This window comes from Nonomuraea sp. NPDC049309, from assembly GCF_043196965.1.
GTDB classification, from domain to species: Bacteria; Actinomycetota; Actinomycetes; order Streptosporangiales; family Streptosporangiaceae; genus Nonomuraea; species Nonomuraea fastidiosa.
The window spans coordinates 2,344,458-2,359,381 of sequence record NZ_JBICSH010000001.1 but is presented as its reverse complement, the minus strand read 5'-3'; the positions used below and the strand labels follow the sequence as shown (position 1 = coordinate 2,359,381).

Sequence of the window (14,924 nt, the reverse complement as noted above, 5' to 3'; positions counted from 1 at the left end):
TCATGCATCAGACGCTGGCCTACCACGTCGCCAATACGCTGGGCTGGTCACGGCTGCGCCCGCTGCAGGAGGCGGCAGAAGGCGTGATCCAGCGCGGTGACGATGCGCTCCTGATAGCTCCCACCGCGGGAGGCAAGACCGAGGCGGCGGCCTTTCCGCTCCTGTCCCTCATGGAGGAGCAGCGCTGGAGCGGCCTGACGGTGCTCTATATCTGTCCGCTTAAGGCCTTGCTCAACAACCTGCAACCGCGGATCGAGCGCTATGCCGCCTGGCTTGGGCGCGATGTGGCGGTATGGCATGGAGACATCTCCGCGGCTCGCAAGCGGTCGATACTCAAAGCTCCACCGGACATCCTGCTGACCACTCCCGAGTCTCTGGAGGCGATGCTCATCTCGACCAGGGTCGATCAGCGGCATCTCATGCGCAGCTTGCGGGTCGTCGTGGTCGACGAGGTGCACGCCTTCGCCAGGGACGACAGGGGCTGGCACCTTCTGGCGGTGCTGGAGCGCTTGCAGAGGCTGGCAGGCCGGCCACTGCAGCGGGTCGGTCTCTCGGCGACCGTCGGCAATCCGCACGAACTGCTTTCGTGGTTGCAAGGGTCCGGCGCCGGGCGCCGCCGTGCGCAAGTCGTCAGCCCAGAAGAGGGCCGACCGGCTGTTCAGCCGGACCTCGAATTAGATCACGTGGGAACGGTCGCCAACGCGGCCAAGCTCATAGCGGCGCTCCATCGCGGCGAGAAACGGCTGGTGTTCTGCGACTCCCGGCGCATGGTTGAGGAACTGGGCGCTCTGCTTCGCGCGCACGGGGTGACCACGTTCCTCTCGCACGCCTCCCTCTCGGCACAGGAACGACATCGAGCCGAAAAGGCGTTCGAGCAAGCGCGTGACTGCGTCATCGTCTCCACCTCGACTCTCGAATTGGGCGTGGACATCGGTGACCTGGACCGTGTCATCCAGATCAACGCGCCATGGTCGGTCGCCTCGTTCCTGCAGCGTCTCGGGCGCACAGGCCGTCGCTCGAACACCTCGCGCAACTGCCTGCTCCTCGCGCTCGATCATGACGATCTTCTGATGGCGGCAGGGCTTCTGCGGCTCTGGGGGACCGGCTATGTGGAGCCGATACAGCCGCCACCTCGCCCCCGTCACATCGTCGCTCAGCAGCTCTTGGCTCTCGCCTTGCAAGAGGGGAGGATCGGCGATCGCATGTGGTCGGACTGGTGGAACGGGATCGAACCGTTCGATGAGGCACAGCCGATTCTCGATTTCCTCGTCTCCGCGGGCTTCCTCGAACGCGACGGGGGCATGTTGTTCGTCGGCACCGAAGCCGAGCAGCGCTTCGGTCGTCAGCATTTCAGAGAGCTGGTGGCCGTCTTCACTGCTCCGCCGGAATTCACCGTGCTGCACAGGAACACGGAGATCGGCAGGATGGATCCGAGCCTGCTGACCGCGCCGTCGCAGGGAGCACGGCTGCTTCTGCTCGCCGGTCGCACCTGGCAGGTCGATTGGGTGGACTGGAAGCGGCGACGCTGCTTCGTCGACCCGGTCGAGGGACCCGGAGGTGAGGCCCGCTGGTCGTCTTCCGCTTTCGGGGGCACCTCGTTCCGCCTGGCACGGGCGATGCGTGACGTCGTGCTCGGGGCGGATCCACCGGCGCTCCTCACTGAACGGGCCATCGCAGCGTTGGACCAAGTGCGGGAGGAGTACGCGGACCTGGTGCGGGGCGGTGGGACCGTTGTTGCCCGAGAGGACGGAGATCTCCGCTGGTGGACATGGGCGGGCCGGCGGGCCAACGCGACCTTGAGGGCCACGCTCGGCCCGCTCGCGGACCCCGTTCAACGGACTGACGCGTTGAGCCTGCGGCTCCGCAACGACCTGGACATACGGACCTGGCGCGATGCAGTGCGCGGGATTCCGGTGCGTCTTCCTGAAGTGGAGGAAAAGGCGCTGAAGGGGCTGAAGTTCAGCGCCGCCTTACCTGCCGGCCTCGCCCGCGACACTTTGCAGGCTCGCATGGCGGACATCGCCTCTGCGGCTCAGGTTCTTGCCGAGGACGTCGTCTTCATGGCGCGGTGACGCCGCGTCGTGACCGCTCGGTCCGGCCGATGGGTGACTCACCGGTTCTGCGGGGCCGTGTCGAGGTGGTGGAGGGCGAGGAGGAGGTCGGTGAGGGAGGTGACGTCGGTGAGGTCGCGGCCGAGCAGGCGTTCGATGGCGCGCAGCCGGTAGGGGACCGTGTTCGGGTGCACGTAGAGCGCCCGGGCGGTGGCGCGGGCGGACATGCCGTGGCGGAGGTATTCGCGCAGGGTGGCGAGGAGCTCGGGGGGGTCGAGCAGGGGTGCGAGCCGCGCGGAGAGCACGGCGGTCGCGTCGGGGTTGCGGGCCAGCATGACGTCGAGACAGACGTCTTCGAAGGTGACGACGCGGTCGGTCCAGCCGCGGCGGGCGCCGATCTGCGCCGCCTCCCTGGCCTTGCCGCAGACGTCGGTGATGTCGTCGAGCGGGGCGCTGTCGCGGCTGGTGGCCAGCAGGAACGAGCCGGGCCTGTGCGGGTCGGCGACGCTGCGCCGCAGCAGCCGGTCCAGCATGTCGTGGCCCTCTTCCGGCAGCGGGCAGAGCAGGACGAGGTGCTGGTCGATGCGGCCGAGGAGGATGCGTCCCGTGGTGCGGCCCGCGAGGAGGGCGAGCAGGTGGCGTTCGATGCGCAGGCTGAGCCCGGCGTCGCCGGCGGCGACCACGACGACGATCGCGGCGTGCGGCTGTGCGGGGTCGCTGCCGATGGCCTGGGCCTGCTGCCGGATCTCGTCGGGGGTCGCCTGCTGCTCGCCGACCAGCCGGGCGACGAGGTCGGTGCTCAGCCGGTCGTAGTAGGCGGTGACCTCGTTCTGGGTACGCCGGTACTCGGCGGCCGACAGGCGTGCCACCTCGCTGAAGACGACGTTCAGCTCGGTGATGACCTGCCGGATGTCGGCGGCGGGGAACGCGCCGGCGTGCCGGAGCACGTGCTGGACGCAGATCCGCTCCGAGGTGTTCCAGGACTGGAGCATCGCCTCGAGCGGCACGCCGGACAGCGCCCGGCTGGTGCCGATCTCCTTGGCGGCCCGCCGCGCGGCACCGGTCAGCCGGGCGCCGTTCTCCAGGGAGTCGAGCAGCGCCTGGATGGAGATGGGGATGCGGGAGGCGAGGTCCTCCTTCGGCATGTGGGCGGTGTCGTAGCCGGGGATGCCCCAGACGCTCTCGAACGTCTCCTTGTTGATCTCCTCGGCGGACTCGGCGAGCAGGCGCTTGATTTGTGTGATTGACACAAAGGCAGCATAAGCGGACCTGGGCCTTTGCCCATATGACGTGGATCGGCTCTGAAGCATCCTGTGTGAACCACTGAATCGCGCCCCGGAAGGAGCCGTACAGGTGCCGATGGAGACCAGCCGATCGCCCGGGCTGCCCGCCCTGCGCAGGGAGCGGGTACTGGCCGAGATGGCCGCATCCGGTCTGGAGACCGTGGTGCTGAGCACGCCGGAGTCGGTGCACTACGCCACCGGCCACCGCAGCCTCACCGCGACGCTGCACCGCGGCCCGGCGGTCGCGGCGGTCGTGACGGCGGCGCGTACGGTGCTGGTCGTCCCGGCGGGCGAGGCCGCGGCGGCGGCGGAGGCGCTGGGCGGGAGCGGCGATCTGGTGACGTACGGGGAGTTCTACTTCGCGCACGCCGACGGGTCGGTGACGAGCGGCGACCATCCCGATCTGCCGTCCGCACTCGGCGCGGTGATCGGCCGCTCGCCGAAGCCGGCGGTGGAACGGGCCGGGCTGCCTCGGACGCCCGCCGTGCTCGGCGGGGCGCCGGGCGCCGACGAGTGGATCAAGGCGGTACGCGCCGTCAAGCTCCCCGGCGAGCAGGAGCTGCTGCGCAAGGCCGCGCGGCTGGCCGAGGACGCGATCGCGGCCGCGCTCGACCAGGCGGCCGCCGGCGTGACCGAGCGCGAGCTGGCCGCCGTGGTCGCGGGGGCGATGGCGGCCGGAGGCGCGGAGCCGGGGTTCGTGGTGGTGACGTCGGGGGAGCGGTCGGCGCTGTCCGACGCCTATCCGGCCGATCGCGCGTGCCGGCCGGGCGACCTGGTGCGCTTCGACGTGGGCTGCAGGTACGAGGGCTACTGGTCGGACGTCGCCCGCACCGCCGTCGTGGGCGGGCCGGACGAGCGGCGGCGCCGCTTCTACGAGGCGCTGGCGGCGGGCCAGGAGGCCGAGTTCACGGTGGCCAGGCCGGGGGTGCGCGCCTGCGACGTCTTCGCCGCCGCCGTACGCGCGGTCGAGGCGCACGGCGGCCCGCGCCCGTACCGGCGCCGGCACGCCGGCCACGCGATCGGGCTGTCGGTCTACGAGACGCCGGTGATCGAGCCGGCGGACGAGACCGTGCTGCGGCCCGGCATGGTGTTCAGCCTGGAGACGCCGTACTACGAGCTCGGCTGGGGCGGGATGATGGCCGAGGACGCCGGCGTGGTCACCGAGGACGGGTTCGAGCTGTTCACCCGGACCGATCGCGGGCTGCGGGTGATCCCGTGAGCATCACCTATCTCGGCGAGCTGGTGTGCCTGCGCTGCGCGGCACGCTACGGCGAGGCCGCGGCCTTCGGCGGCTGCCCGGCCTGCGCCGCGCAGGGCGTGCCGGTCGCGCTGCGCCCCGACTACGCGATCGCCCGGGACGGCGCGCCCTGGCGGTGGCGCGACGCGCTGCCGCTGCCGCAGGACCGGCCGCCGGTGTCGCTCGGCGAGGGCGGCACGCCCCTGCTGCCGCTGCGCAGGCTGGGCGGCGAGCTGGGCATCGGCGAGCTGTATCTGAAGGACGAGTCCCGCAACCCGACGTGGTCGTGGAAGGACCGGCTGGCCTCCGTCGCGGTCGCCAAGGCGGCGGCCGACGGGGCCGACACCGTGATCGTCTCCACGTCCGGCAACCACGGGGCCGCCGTGGCCGCGTACGCCGCCGCCGCGGGCCTGCGCTGCGTGGTGCTGACGATGCGCTCGGCCCCCGCGGCGATGCGCACGCTCATGCAGGTCTACGGCGCGGCCGTCTTCGCCTACGAGGACGGCCCGAGCCGCTGGGCGGTGATGAGGGAGGCGGTCAGGGCGCACGGCTGGGTGCCGATGTCCAACTTCGCCGACCCGCCGGTGGGCTCGAACCCGTTCGGCGTGGACGGCTACAAGACGATCGCGTTCGAGATCGCCCGCGACCTCGGCCGGGTGCCCGACGACGTCATCGTCCCCGCCTCGTACGCGGACGGCCTGGCCGGCATCTACCGGGGATTCGCCGACCTCGTGGCCCTCGGCCTGGCGGAACGCGTGCCCAGGCTCATTGCCGGCGAGGTGTTCGGCCCCTACACTCGGGCGCTCACGGCGGGCGACGACCTCGCGGGTCCGGTGCCCGCCCGGGACACCAGGGCCTTCTCGATCGCCAGCCCGGTCGGGACGTACCAGGGGCTGGACGCCCTGCGCCGCAGCGGCGGCCGGGCGGTCGTCACGGGCGACGACCGCGCGCTGCTGGCCATGCAGCAGCAGGTGGCGGCCACGGAGGGGCTGTATCTGGAGGTCACCGGAGTGGTGCCTCTGGTGGCGGCGCGCACGCTCGCCGGCGGCGGGGCGCTGCGCGAGCGGACCGTGGCGGCGGTGGGCACCTCCACCGGGCTGAAGGACGTGGCGGCCACTGCGGAGCTCCTGCGGGACCCGCCGGTGCTGCCGCCCACTCTCGCCGCACTCGACAGGGCACTGGAGGAACGCACGTGAGGCAGACCCAGGACAGGCTCAGGCTGCGCGCGCTCGGCGCGAGCCTGGCGGGCAGCACGCTCGAATGGTACGACTACATGATTTTCGGGCAGGCCGCCGCGCTGGTCTTCCCCAAGCTGTTCTTCCCCGACAGCTCGCCGGTCGCCGGGGCGCTGAACTCGTTCGCCGCGTTCGCGGCCGGGTTCGTCGCCCGGCCGGTCGGCGCCGTCATCGCCGGGCACTTCGGCGACCGGGTCGGCCGCCGCGGCGTCCTGCTCGCCACCATCGTCACGATGGGGGTGGCCACCTGCGCCATCGGGCTGCTGCCCACGCACGCCCAGATCGGGGTCTGGGCGCCCGTCCTGCTGACGGTCTGCCGGATCCTGCAGGGGCTCGCGCTCGGCGGCGAGTGGGGCGGCTCGGTGCTGCTCGCGGTCGAGCAGCTGCCCGGCGGCAGGCGTAAGGGGCTGCTCGGCAGCATCCCGCAGGCGGGCGACCCGCTGGGGCTGCTGCTGGCCGGGGCCTCGTTCGCGCTGATGACGACGGTGGCCGACGACGCGGAGTTCCTGGCGTGGGGGTGGCGGGTGCCGTTCCTGCTCGGGGCGTCGATCCTGCTCGTGGGGCTCTGGCTGCGGCTGCGGATCACCGAGACGCCCGAGTTCCTGGAGAGCGTGAAGAAGGCCGAGCCGGAGAAGGCGCCGCTGGTCGCGGTGCTGCGCACGAACCCGGGCAACTTCATCCTGTCGGTCGGCTGCCGGCTCGCCGTCGACATCGCCTTCTACATCTTCACGGTCTTCTCGATCACGTACGTCACCACGCGCGGCCTGATGCCCGGCGGCGCCATGCTGACCGCCACGATGGTGGCCGCTGCGCTCGCCCTCATCACCACGCCGGCGTTCGGCGCGCTGGCCGACCGGGTGGGCGGCAAGCGGATGCTGCTGTGCGGCCTGGCCGGTCTCGGGGCCGCCGAGCTGCTGTTCTTCCCGCTGCTCGACACCGGCAGCACGGCGCTGGCCTCGGTGGCCATGGTGCTCGGCTTCAGCATCGCGGGGATGGCGATCTGGGCGCCGTACGCGGGGCTCATCTCGTCGGTCTTCCCGCCGGCCACGCGCTACACGGGCACGTCGTTCAGCTTCCAGTTCTCCGGCATCGTCGGCGGCGGCGTCGCGCCGTTCATCTCGACCGCGCTGTTCGACGCGACCGGCTCGTCGGCGTCGGTCACGCTGTACGGGATGATCGCCGTGGTGATCAGCATCGTGTGCGTGGCGGCCGTCCGTACCCAGGAGGAGCTGGTCACCGCCGCGGCCCGCTAACCGCCGGCGCCGGTGTCACTTCAGGGCGTTGGCGGCGAGCCGGAGGTCGGTGAAGGCGCGGTCGAGGTGGGTGTGCAGGTCGGTGGTGCGATCGTCGCGCCAGCGGCGGATCGCGGCCACGTAGGTGTCGAGGCCCACCTGGGCGCACAGGGCGGCGATGGGCTCGGCGACGCCGCGCGCGCACAGCGCCTCGGTGAGCGCGGCGGCCAGGGCGGCGTTCTTGGCCAATGCGCGCTCCTGCAGGGCCGGGGTGGCGGCGATGACCGGCCGGCGCCGCTCGGTGATCGGGAGGTTGCGCTCGATCAGCGGCACGGCCTGGTGGAAGGCGGCGCGCAGGGTGGGCAGCGGTTTGGTGCCGTGGGGCACGGCCGCGACCGCGCCGGTCAGCAGGTCGCGCAGCTCGGTCTCGCCGTCGAAGAAGACCTCGCGCTTGTCGGCGAAGTGGCGGAAGAACGTGCGCTCGGTGACGCCGGCGCGGGCGGCGATGTCGCCGGCCGTGGTCTTGTCGTAGCCACGCTCGAGATAGAGCTCCAGCGCGGCCTCCTGGAGCCGCAGCCGTACGTCGTTCCTGTTCCGTGGCACGGCCATGACCCTACCACAATCAGTCAGTCACTGACGCTCTTGCGTCAGTGACTGCCGCTCTGTATCGTCAGCGACTGACGCGAGAAGTGTCAGTTGCTGACGTATGGAGATCGGATGGAACAGCGCTTCATCAACCGCACGGTGGTGGTCACCGGTGCGAGTTCCGGCATCGGCGAGGGCATCGCCCGGCGGTTCGCCGCGGAAGGCGCGAACGTCGTCCTGGCCGCGCGCCGCAAGGACCGGCTCGACGCCCTCGCCGCCGAGCTCGGCGAGGACCGCGCGCTCGCCGTCGCCACCGACGTCACCAGCGAGACCGACGTGCAGGCCATGGCCGAGGCGGCCGCGAGCCGGTTCGGCGGCATCGACGTCCTGGTATCCAACGCCGGTCTCGGCATACTCAAGGAGTTCGAGGACACCACGACGGCCGACTGGCGGCTCATCATGAGCACCGACCTCGACAGCTGCTTCTTCGGCGCGCGGGCGGCGCTGCCGTACCTGAAAGAAAGCCGCGGCGGCATCGTGCAGATCGCCTCGGCCTCCGGCCTCGGCGGCGACCGCAGGCTCGCCGCCTACAACGCCGCCAAGGGCGCGGTCGTCAACCTCACCCGCGGGCTCGCCTTCGACCTCGGCAGGTTCGGCATCCGGGTGAACACCGTCGCTCCGTCGCTGACCCTGCCGCAAGACGGGGCGAGCGAGTACGCCGGCCTCGTCGAGCGTTTCAACCAGCGCCGGGCCCTGGACGGATTCAGCACCCCCGCCGACGTCGCCGCCGCGGTCTGCTTCCTCGCCTCGGACGAGGCCCGCTTCATCACCGGCGTCATCCTGCCCGTCGACGGCGGCATCACCGCCGGCAGCGGCCAGCCTCCTCTGTTCTGAAAGGACCGCTCATGCCCGGCGCTCACGACGCCCTCGACCCCGAACTCGCCGCCGCGCTCGCCCGGATGCCCAAGGCGTCCAACGGCACGCTGCTCGACCTGTCCGACATCCCCGGCCTGCGCGCACGCCAGCGCGCCGCCCGCGCGAGCCTGCCCGCGGCCCCGCCGGACCCGAGGGTGGCGATCGGGGATCTGCCCATCGCCCGCGAGGACGGGACGACACTGGACGTCGCCCTCTACCGCCCGGCGGCCGACGCCGGACGGACCTTCCCGGCCGTGCTCTGGTTCCACGCCGGCGCGCAGGTCCTCGGCGAGGACGTCCACGACGACGACGCCTACCACGGCGCCCTGGCGCTGGCGCTCGGCTGCGTGGTGGCCGCCGTCGCCTACCGCCTCGCCCCCGAGACCCCGGCGCCCGGCGCCGCCGAGGACGGCTACCTCGCCTACACCCACCTCGCCGCGCACGCCGCCGAGCACCGCATCGACCCGCACCGGATCGCGCTCGCCGGAGCCAGCGGCGGGGGAGCGCCCGCCACGGCCGTCGCGCTCATGGCGCGCGACCGGGGCGCCGTCCGTCCGCGCTCGCTGTCCCTGCTGTACCCGATGCTCGACGACCGCCTGCAGGTGCCGTCGAGCCACGAGGCCGGCTCCGAGGTGGTCTTCACCCGCCGCGACTACCGGCTGGCCTGGGAGGCGGTCCTGGGCGACAGACTCGGCACCGGCGGCGTGCACCCGTACGCCGCGCCAGGCCGGGCCACCGACCTCGCCGGCCTGCCGGACGCCTTCATCGCGCTCGCCCAGTTCGACCTGCTGCGCGACGAGGGCCTCGACCTCGCGCGGAAGCTGATCGCCGCCGGCGTTCCGGTGGATCTGCACCTGTACGCCCGCGCCTTCCACGCCTGGGACCGCTTCGCCGCCTCCTCGGAACTCGCCCGCTCCTTCGAGCGGACCTGGCACACCTTCCTCCGCCGCAACCTGCGCGGCTGAACGGCGCGGCCGGCACCGGCGGGCCGGGGGATGCTCAACGCGGGCCCGGCACCCGGCACCGGCCGGTCACACCGTGCCGGACGGCCGAGGCGGCTCCAGGCGCAGCGCGCGGGCCGCCGCCCAGGCCCGCGGCAGGCCGAACTCGGCCACGCCGCGCAGCAGGTCGCGCAGCGTGTCGTCGGTGGCGCCCGCCGTCCTCGCGAGCTCGGCGTGCAGCCGCAGCGACTCGCCGAGCGTCTGGTAGAAGACGTCCACCACCAGGCAGGCCAGGGCCCGCTCCCGCACGCTGAGATGCGGGCGCGCCCAGCGCTGGGCGAACTGGTCCTCGGTGAACGCGGCGAGCCCCGGGTCCACGTCCTCCAGGGCGTGCACGGCGCGCGCCAGCGGCCCGGACAGCGGCGTCGGCTCGACCGGCCTGTCGTCCTCCGCCTCCGGCAGGCCGAGCTCGGTCAGGCGCTGCAGCGCGGTGACCACGATCGGGTAGCCGACGTACGGCGCGAGGTGCCGGCAGAGCTCGCGGATCGCCTCGGGGCCGGTGCCGTTGTCCAGCGCCATCCGCAGGTGCATGGCCAGCGGCCGCCCGAGGTGCGGATGGCACAGGTCGGCGGTCAGGCAGACGAACGCCTTCTCCCGCATGGTCAGGTGGCGCAGGCCCCACAGGTTGTGCCCGGCGCCCGCGGCGTACTGGGCGAAGACGGGGTCGAGCGCGGTCAGGGCTTCTGCGCCGGAAAGCCGGATCATGGGACTCCGTTCAGCGAGGGGACTCAGGGAGCGATCTTGGACAGGCCGAGCGCGCGCATGCGGACGGCGTCGAGGGTGTACTGGGGGAGGATGCGGCCCATCGTGCTCATCAGCCGGGACTTCTTGCCGACCGGGTAGCGGGCGCGCGGCCTGCGCGCGGTGAGCGCGCGCAGGATGGCGCGCGCGACCACGTCCGGGCTCGATCCGCTCCGCTCCTCCTTCAGCCCGGCGGCGGTCATGGTCCGGTACGCCCGGCCGTACAGCCGCCGCCCCTCCTCGCCGAGCGAGGCGAGGCGCGGCTCGACCTCGTCTTCGAGCTTGTCCACCGCGTCGGTGTGAATGGAGCCGGGCTCGATGAGCACGGCCGCCACCCCGTGCGGCTTGAGCTCCATGCGCAGCGCGTCGTTGAGCGAGCGGATGGCGTGCTTGGACGAGCACAGCGGCCCGCCGAACGGCAGCGTGATCCAGCTCCCGACCGAGCCGACCGTGACGACCCGGCCGCGCGAGGCGCGCAGCATCGGCAGCATGGCCTGGGTGACGGCGATCTGGCCGAAGACGTTGACCTCGTACTGCCGGCGCAGCGCGTCCAGGGGGACGAACTCCAAAGGTCCGGTGACGCCGATGCCGGCGTTGTTGACCAGCGCGTCGAGGCGGCCGAGCCGCCGGGCGGCGGCGGCGATCCGCTCCGCGTCGGTGACGTCGAGCAGGATCGGGGTGACGGTAGGGCCGAGCGCCTCGCCGTCGGCCTCCTTGCGCACGCCCGCGTACACCGTGAAGCCCTCGCGGGCCAGGAGCAGGGCGGTGGCCCTGCCGATGCCGGTGGAGGCTCCGGTGACCAGCACGTTCCGGGACTCGGTTCTCTTGGACATGATCCGGACACTAGGCGGAACGCCTCGGCGTCCGCCTCCGTCGCGTGACTGAAGTGCGTGCGGAGGCCACCCGGTCATGCGCCGGCCGGGTCCCGCGAAAGCCGCGGAACGGCGCCGCGCTCACGGGCATCGGGGCCGCGTCCGCGCCGGTCAGGGGCATGGAGCCGGATTCAGCGCGATGACGGAAGCAGCCGGTCGCACCCGCGGTCTAGCGTCGGCGGCGTGAAGCTGATCAACGACCATCTGGCCGTCAAGGCCCGCCTCCTGCCCGCGACCGGCGACGGCTTCGTCGTGCTCGCCGCCGAGGCCGGCTCCTGGCGCGGCCCCTTCGCATCCGCTCCCACCCGGCTCGCCGCGCGGCTCAAGGCGCTCGCCGCGGGCATCGAGGCCATCGAGGCCAACGTGTTCCGTGCCGTGCTCCGCCCGCCGGGCGAGGGCGACGAACTGCTCGCCGCCAGGGGCGTGCCGCCCGCCCGCTACGACATCGTCGTGCTGATCCGCACCGGTTCCGTCGAGGCCGCCCGCGCCGTACGCGAGAGCGCGGCGTACCGGGAGCTCGCCGGGACGCTGCGCGCGCAGGCCCGCCGCACGTACGAGACCGTCGCGGGGAACGCGGCCCGGCTCGGCGACGTGGACCACGGCCAGGACCACTACTTCCTGTTCAACTACTTCTACGCCGACGACCGCGACGTCCTGCTGCAGGTGTGGGAGTACACCGCGGGCTGGTTCCAGGCCAAGACCGCGCTGCCCGACTCCGCGCTCATGCGGCCGGTCGACGGCGACGCCGCCGGCTACGGGCTCATCAACCACGCGAGCTGGCCGGCGCTCGGCACCTTCCTGCCCAGCCTGATCTTCCGGCCGTCCTTCCGCAGCTTCGTGCTCGCCACCTTCAAGGCGAACGGCATCGCCGCCCAGCCGATCATCTACCGCCGGGTCTGATCCAGCCTGGCCAGCTCGGCACGCGAGGCCACGCCCAGCTTGGGGAACGCCTTGTACAGGTGCGATGCCACCGTGCGCGGGCTCAGGAAGAGCCGGGCGGCGATCTCCCGGTTGGACGCCCCCGTGACCGCAAGCCGCACCACCTGGAGCTCCTGCGGGGTGAGCCTGGACAGCAGGTCGTCGTCGCCGTCGCCGGCGACGGACACGCCGGCCGCGCGCAGCTCGCCCGCCGCGCGGGCGGACCACGGCGCGGCGCCCAGCCGGTCGAACGTCTTCATGGCCGCCTCCAGGTGGGTGCGGGCCTCGCCGCGCCGCTGGTGCCGCCGCAGCCACTCCCCGTACACCAGCCGGGTGCGGGCCTGATCGAAGGGCTGCGCGCGCTGCAGGTGCAGCTCGAGGGCGCGCTGATACTCCTGCTCCGCGCGGTGCTCGCCGGCCATCAGCGCCCTCGCGCGGTGCTGGACGGCCAGGGTGCCCGGCTCCTCGGTCGCCCGCGCCCACTCCGCGTGCCTGCGCAGCGCCGTACGCCCCCGCTCGGGCGTGCCCGCCCTGACGGCCGCCTCGACATAGTCCGGCCAGGCGTACCGCCAGATGAACGCGTGCCGCGACGGGCCCGCCATCGCCCGGTCCATCGCGTCCATCGCCGCCTCGTAGCGGCCCCTGCCCAGGTCGAGCAGCGCTCCGGCGAACTCGGCCCAGCACCGGCTCGGGAACCACCGCCGGGCCTCCGAGAGCCGGAACGCCTCGGCGGCCAGCTCGGTGTACTCCTCCTCCGCCCCGGCGACCGCGGCCAGCCAGGCGCGCAGGCCCGCCATGTAGCTGCGCCACACCGGCTGGCCCACGTCCGAGGCGAGGGGCATCCCCTCGGCCACCGTGTCCCGCGCGTCCGGGTGCCTGCCGTCCATCAGCTGGGCGATGGCCAGTATGGTCATCGCCTGCGGCATGCGCCCCAGGCGCCCGTCCGCCCGGCACTCCCTGACGATCTCCGCCGCCGTGTCGAGCATCCACTCGCGGTCGGCGGGCATCACGGCCTGCAAGGCGACGATCAACCGCAGGTCGAACGGCATCTCCTCCAGCCTGGCCGCGCGCGTGATGGTCACCGTGCTGCCGCCCTCGATGGCCGTGCGGAAGTTCGCGTTGATCGCCTTCACCACGGCGGTCACGCCCTCGCCGGACGGGGTCAGCTCGTCGATGCGGCGCACCAGGCCGAGCTGGTCCGCATGCGCGGTGCTCGTCCAGGTGTAGTAGCCGGCCGTGCCGAGCAGCGACAGCCGCGTGAGATGGCCGACGTCGGCCTGGGCGCCCGCCATGAGCAGCCGCGCGGCCTCCAGCGGGCGGCCCGACTCGACCGCGAGCCGCGCGCGTACGACGCTCAGCTCGGCTCTGACGGGGCTCTCCGGCGTCCCGGGCTCGGTCCGCCGCAGCGCCTGGGCGACCAGCTCGGCGGCGCGCTGCCCCAGCCCCGCCTCGACCGCCGCCGACGCCGCCAGCGTGTAGCGGCGTGTCGCCTCGGCGGCGCCGGCCGACAGCTCGGCGGCACGCGCGTAGGCCGCCGACACCGCGGCCTGCCCGCCGCGCCGCTGCGCGCGCAGCGCCAGCCGTTCCATCTCCATGGCCACCTGCTCGTCGGGGCGCAGCGTGACCGCGGCCAGGTGCCAGGCCCGCCGGTCGTCGTCGACCGCCTCGGCCAGCGCCCGGTGCGCCGCCATCCTGGCGGCGATGTCGGTGGCCATGAGCACCGCGGCCCGTACCAGCGGATGGTGGAAGGCGACGCCGTCGGGGGAGACCCGGATCAGGCCCGCGCGCTCGGCCGGGGCGGCGTCGTCCAGCGAGGCGCCGAGCAGGCTGAGCGCGTGCGCGAGCACGCCCAGCTCGCCCCGGTCGTCGAGCGCGGCCACCAGCAGGAACGTGCGGGTGCCCGCGGGCAGCGCGGCGACCCGGTCGCGGAAGCCGGCGAGCACCCGGCCGGTCACCGGCGCCGCGCCGCCCAGGCAGAACGGCAGCGGGCCGGTCGCCTCCGGGCTCAGCATGCGCGGCAGCTCCAGGAGGGCGAGCGGGTTGCCCTGCGCCTCGGCCACCACCTGGTCGCGTAACGCCGGCGGGAGCGCCCCCGCGTGCTCGGAGAGGAGCCGGTGGGACGCCTCGGCGTCCAGGCTTGCCAGATGCAGTTCGGGCAGGTCTCCGGAGGACAGCCGGGCGCCGGTCCTGGCGGCGAAGAGCACGGCGACCGGCTCGACGTGCAGGCGGCGCGCGGCGAACAGCAGCGCGTCGGCCGACTCGCCGTCCAGCCACTGCGCGTCGTCGATCAGGCAGAGCAGCGGCCCCTGCGCCGACAGCTCCACGAGCAGGCTGAGCGTGGCCAGACCGACGAGGAAGCGGTCGCCCCTGGTGGTGCCGCCCAGGTTGAACGCGCCGAGCAGCGCCTCGGCCTGCTGCGGCGGCAGCCCGCTCACCCGGTCGAGCGCTGGGCGGAGCAGCAGGTGCAGCGCGGCGAACGGAAGCTCGGCCTCCGACTCAACCCCGGTCACCCGCAGCACCTGCCCGTTGAAGTTCTCCGCGGCGTAGCCGAGCAGGGCGGACTTGCCGATGCCCGCCTCGCCGCGCACGGCCAGCACGCCGGGACGGTTCTCCAGGGTGCCGAGCAGCAACTCGTCGATGGCGGCCTGTTCCGCCGCACGGCCGTACAACATGCCGCTCCTCACGCCCTTTGTCCGTGGTGTCACCGTAACGTTCATGATTGCGTCGCACCATCGCGCAGGCCGACGACCTGGTCGCGGGCTCCGGGTCCGGCTCTTGGGCGGTTCCGGGCAGGGCGCGGGCGAACCGGCGGCCGTCCCGCCACCATGGGCGACGCGCAGAACACCCGGGTACG

General features: G+C 73.1%; 12 protein-coding genes. 7 read left to right on the top strand and 5 right to left on the bottom strand.

The window, feature by feature from the left end:
• Positions 1-2 precede the first annotated feature (2 nt).
• A complete protein-coding gene (locus tag ACGFIM_RS10580) occupies positions 3-2,072 on the top strand; it encodes a DEAD/DEAH box helicase (RefSeq protein WP_393197825.1) in 2,070 nt (689 codons plus the stop codon).
• Positions 2,073-2,110: 38 nt separating this feature from the next.
• Here the strand turns inward: ACGFIM_RS10580 and ACGFIM_RS10575 are convergent, their stop codons facing one another.
• Entirely contained in the window at positions 2,111-3,301 is a 1,191-nt protein-coding gene (locus ACGFIM_RS10575; RefSeq protein ID WP_393197823.1) for a PucR family transcriptional regulator, read from the bottom strand.
• A 109-nt stretch (positions 3,302-3,410) separates the two neighbouring features.
• On the opposite strand from ACGFIM_RS10575, the gene ACGFIM_RS10570 reads away from it, so the two are divergent.
• Genes ACGFIM_RS10570 through ACGFIM_RS10560 form a run of 3 tightly spaced genes read left to right on the top strand, consistent with a single transcriptional unit; the run spans position 3,411 to position 7,059 of the window.
• Positions 3,411-4,553 carry a M24 family metallopeptidase gene (locus ACGFIM_RS10570; RefSeq protein ID WP_393199712.1) on the top strand — a complete coding sequence of 381 codons (1,143 nt, stop codon included), beginning with the start codon at positions 3,411-3,413 and terminating at the stop codon, positions 4,551-4,553.
• A complete protein-coding gene (locus tag ACGFIM_RS10565; protein WP_393197820.1) occupies positions 4,550-5,767 on the top strand; it encodes a pyridoxal-phosphate dependent enzyme in 1,218 nt (405 codons plus the stop codon). Before ACGFIM_RS10570 ends, ACGFIM_RS10565 begins: the two co-directional genes overlap by 4 nt.
• The gene (locus ACGFIM_RS10560) at positions 5,764-7,059 is read left to right on the top strand and encodes an MFS transporter (RefSeq protein ID WP_393197817.1); all 1,296 of its coding nucleotides are present in this window, start codon (positions 5,764-5,766) and stop codon (positions 7,057-7,059) included. The genes ACGFIM_RS10565 and ACGFIM_RS10560 overlap by 4 nt, the downstream gene beginning before the upstream one ends.
• A 15-nt stretch (positions 7,060-7,074) precedes the next feature.
• Here ACGFIM_RS10560 and ACGFIM_RS10555 read toward each other — a convergent pair whose 3' ends face one another.
• Positions 7,075-7,641: a TetR/AcrR family transcriptional regulator gene (locus ACGFIM_RS10555; protein WP_393197814.1), complete on the bottom strand. Its 567-nt coding sequence runs from the start codon at positions 7,639-7,641 to the stop codon at positions 7,075-7,077.
• Between the two features lie 114 nt (positions 7,642-7,755).
• On the opposite strand from ACGFIM_RS10555, the gene ACGFIM_RS10550 reads away from it, so the two are divergent.
• Entirely contained in the window at positions 7,756-8,517 is a 762-nt protein-coding gene (locus tag ACGFIM_RS10550; protein ID WP_393197811.1) for an SDR family NAD(P)-dependent oxidoreductase, read from the top strand.
• An 11-nt stretch (positions 8,518-8,528) separates the two neighbouring features.
• Positions 8,529-9,503: an alpha/beta hydrolase fold domain-containing protein gene (locus ACGFIM_RS10545; RefSeq protein WP_393197808.1), complete on the top strand. Its 975-nt coding sequence runs from the start codon at positions 8,529-8,531 to the stop codon at positions 9,501-9,503.
• A 66-nt stretch (positions 9,504-9,569) separates the two neighbouring features.
• Here the strand turns inward: ACGFIM_RS10545 and ACGFIM_RS10540 are convergent, their stop codons facing one another.
• The gene (locus ACGFIM_RS10540) at positions 9,570-10,244 is read right to left on the bottom strand and encodes a carboxymuconolactone decarboxylase family protein (RefSeq protein ID WP_393197805.1); all 675 of its coding nucleotides are present in this window, start codon (positions 10,242-10,244) and stop codon (positions 9,570-9,572) included.
• Positions 10,245-10,267: 23 nt separating this feature from the next.
• The gene (locus ACGFIM_RS10535; protein WP_393197802.1) at positions 10,268-11,113 is read right to left on the bottom strand and encodes an SDR family NAD(P)-dependent oxidoreductase; all 846 of its coding nucleotides are present in this window, start codon (positions 11,111-11,113) and stop codon (positions 10,268-10,270) included.
• A gap of 222 nt (positions 11,114-11,335) precedes the next feature.
• Between ACGFIM_RS10535 and ACGFIM_RS10530 the strand changes: the two genes are divergently transcribed.
• Positions 11,336-12,052 carry a hypothetical protein gene (locus ACGFIM_RS10530; RefSeq protein WP_393197800.1) on the top strand — a complete coding sequence of 239 codons (717 nt, stop codon included), beginning with the start codon at positions 11,336-11,338 and terminating at the stop codon, positions 12,050-12,052.
• Here the strand turns inward: ACGFIM_RS10530 and ACGFIM_RS10525 are convergent.
• Positions 12,037-14,742 carry an ATP-binding protein gene (locus ACGFIM_RS10525; RefSeq protein ID WP_393197797.1) on the bottom strand — a complete coding sequence of 902 codons (2,706 nt, stop codon included), beginning with the start codon at positions 14,740-14,742 and terminating at the stop codon, positions 12,037-12,039. The genes ACGFIM_RS10530 and ACGFIM_RS10525 overlap by 16 nt on opposite strands.
• Between the last annotated feature and the right edge of the window lie 182 nt (positions 14,743-14,924).

Coding starts and splice junctions, on each gene's coding strand:
- ACGFIM_RS10545 (WP_393197808.1), top strand. CDS start 8,529: ATGCCCGGCGCTCACGACGCCCTCGACCCCGAACTCGCCGCCGCGCTC.
- ACGFIM_RS10570 (WP_393199712.1), top strand. CDS start 3,411: ATGGAGACCAGCCGATCGCCCGGGCTGCCCGCCCTGCGCAGGGAGCGG.
- ACGFIM_RS10580 (WP_393197825.1), top strand. CDS start 3: ATGCATCAGACGCTGGCCTACCACGTCGCCAATACGCTGGGCTGGTCA.
- ACGFIM_RS10550 (WP_393197811.1), top strand. CDS start 7,756: ATGGAACAGCGCTTCATCAACCGCACGGTGGTGGTCACCGGTGCGAGT.
- ACGFIM_RS10535 (WP_393197802.1), bottom strand. CDS start 11,113: ATGTCCAAGAGAACCGAGTCCCGGAACGTGCTGGTCACCGGAGCCTCC.
- ACGFIM_RS10525 (WP_393197797.1), bottom strand. CDS start 14,742: ATGTTGTACGGCCGTGCGGCGGAACAGGCCGCCATCGACGAGTTGCTG.
- ACGFIM_RS10540 (WP_393197805.1), bottom strand. CDS start 10,244: ATGATCCGGCTTTCCGGCGCAGAAGCCCTGACCGCGCTCGACCCCGTC.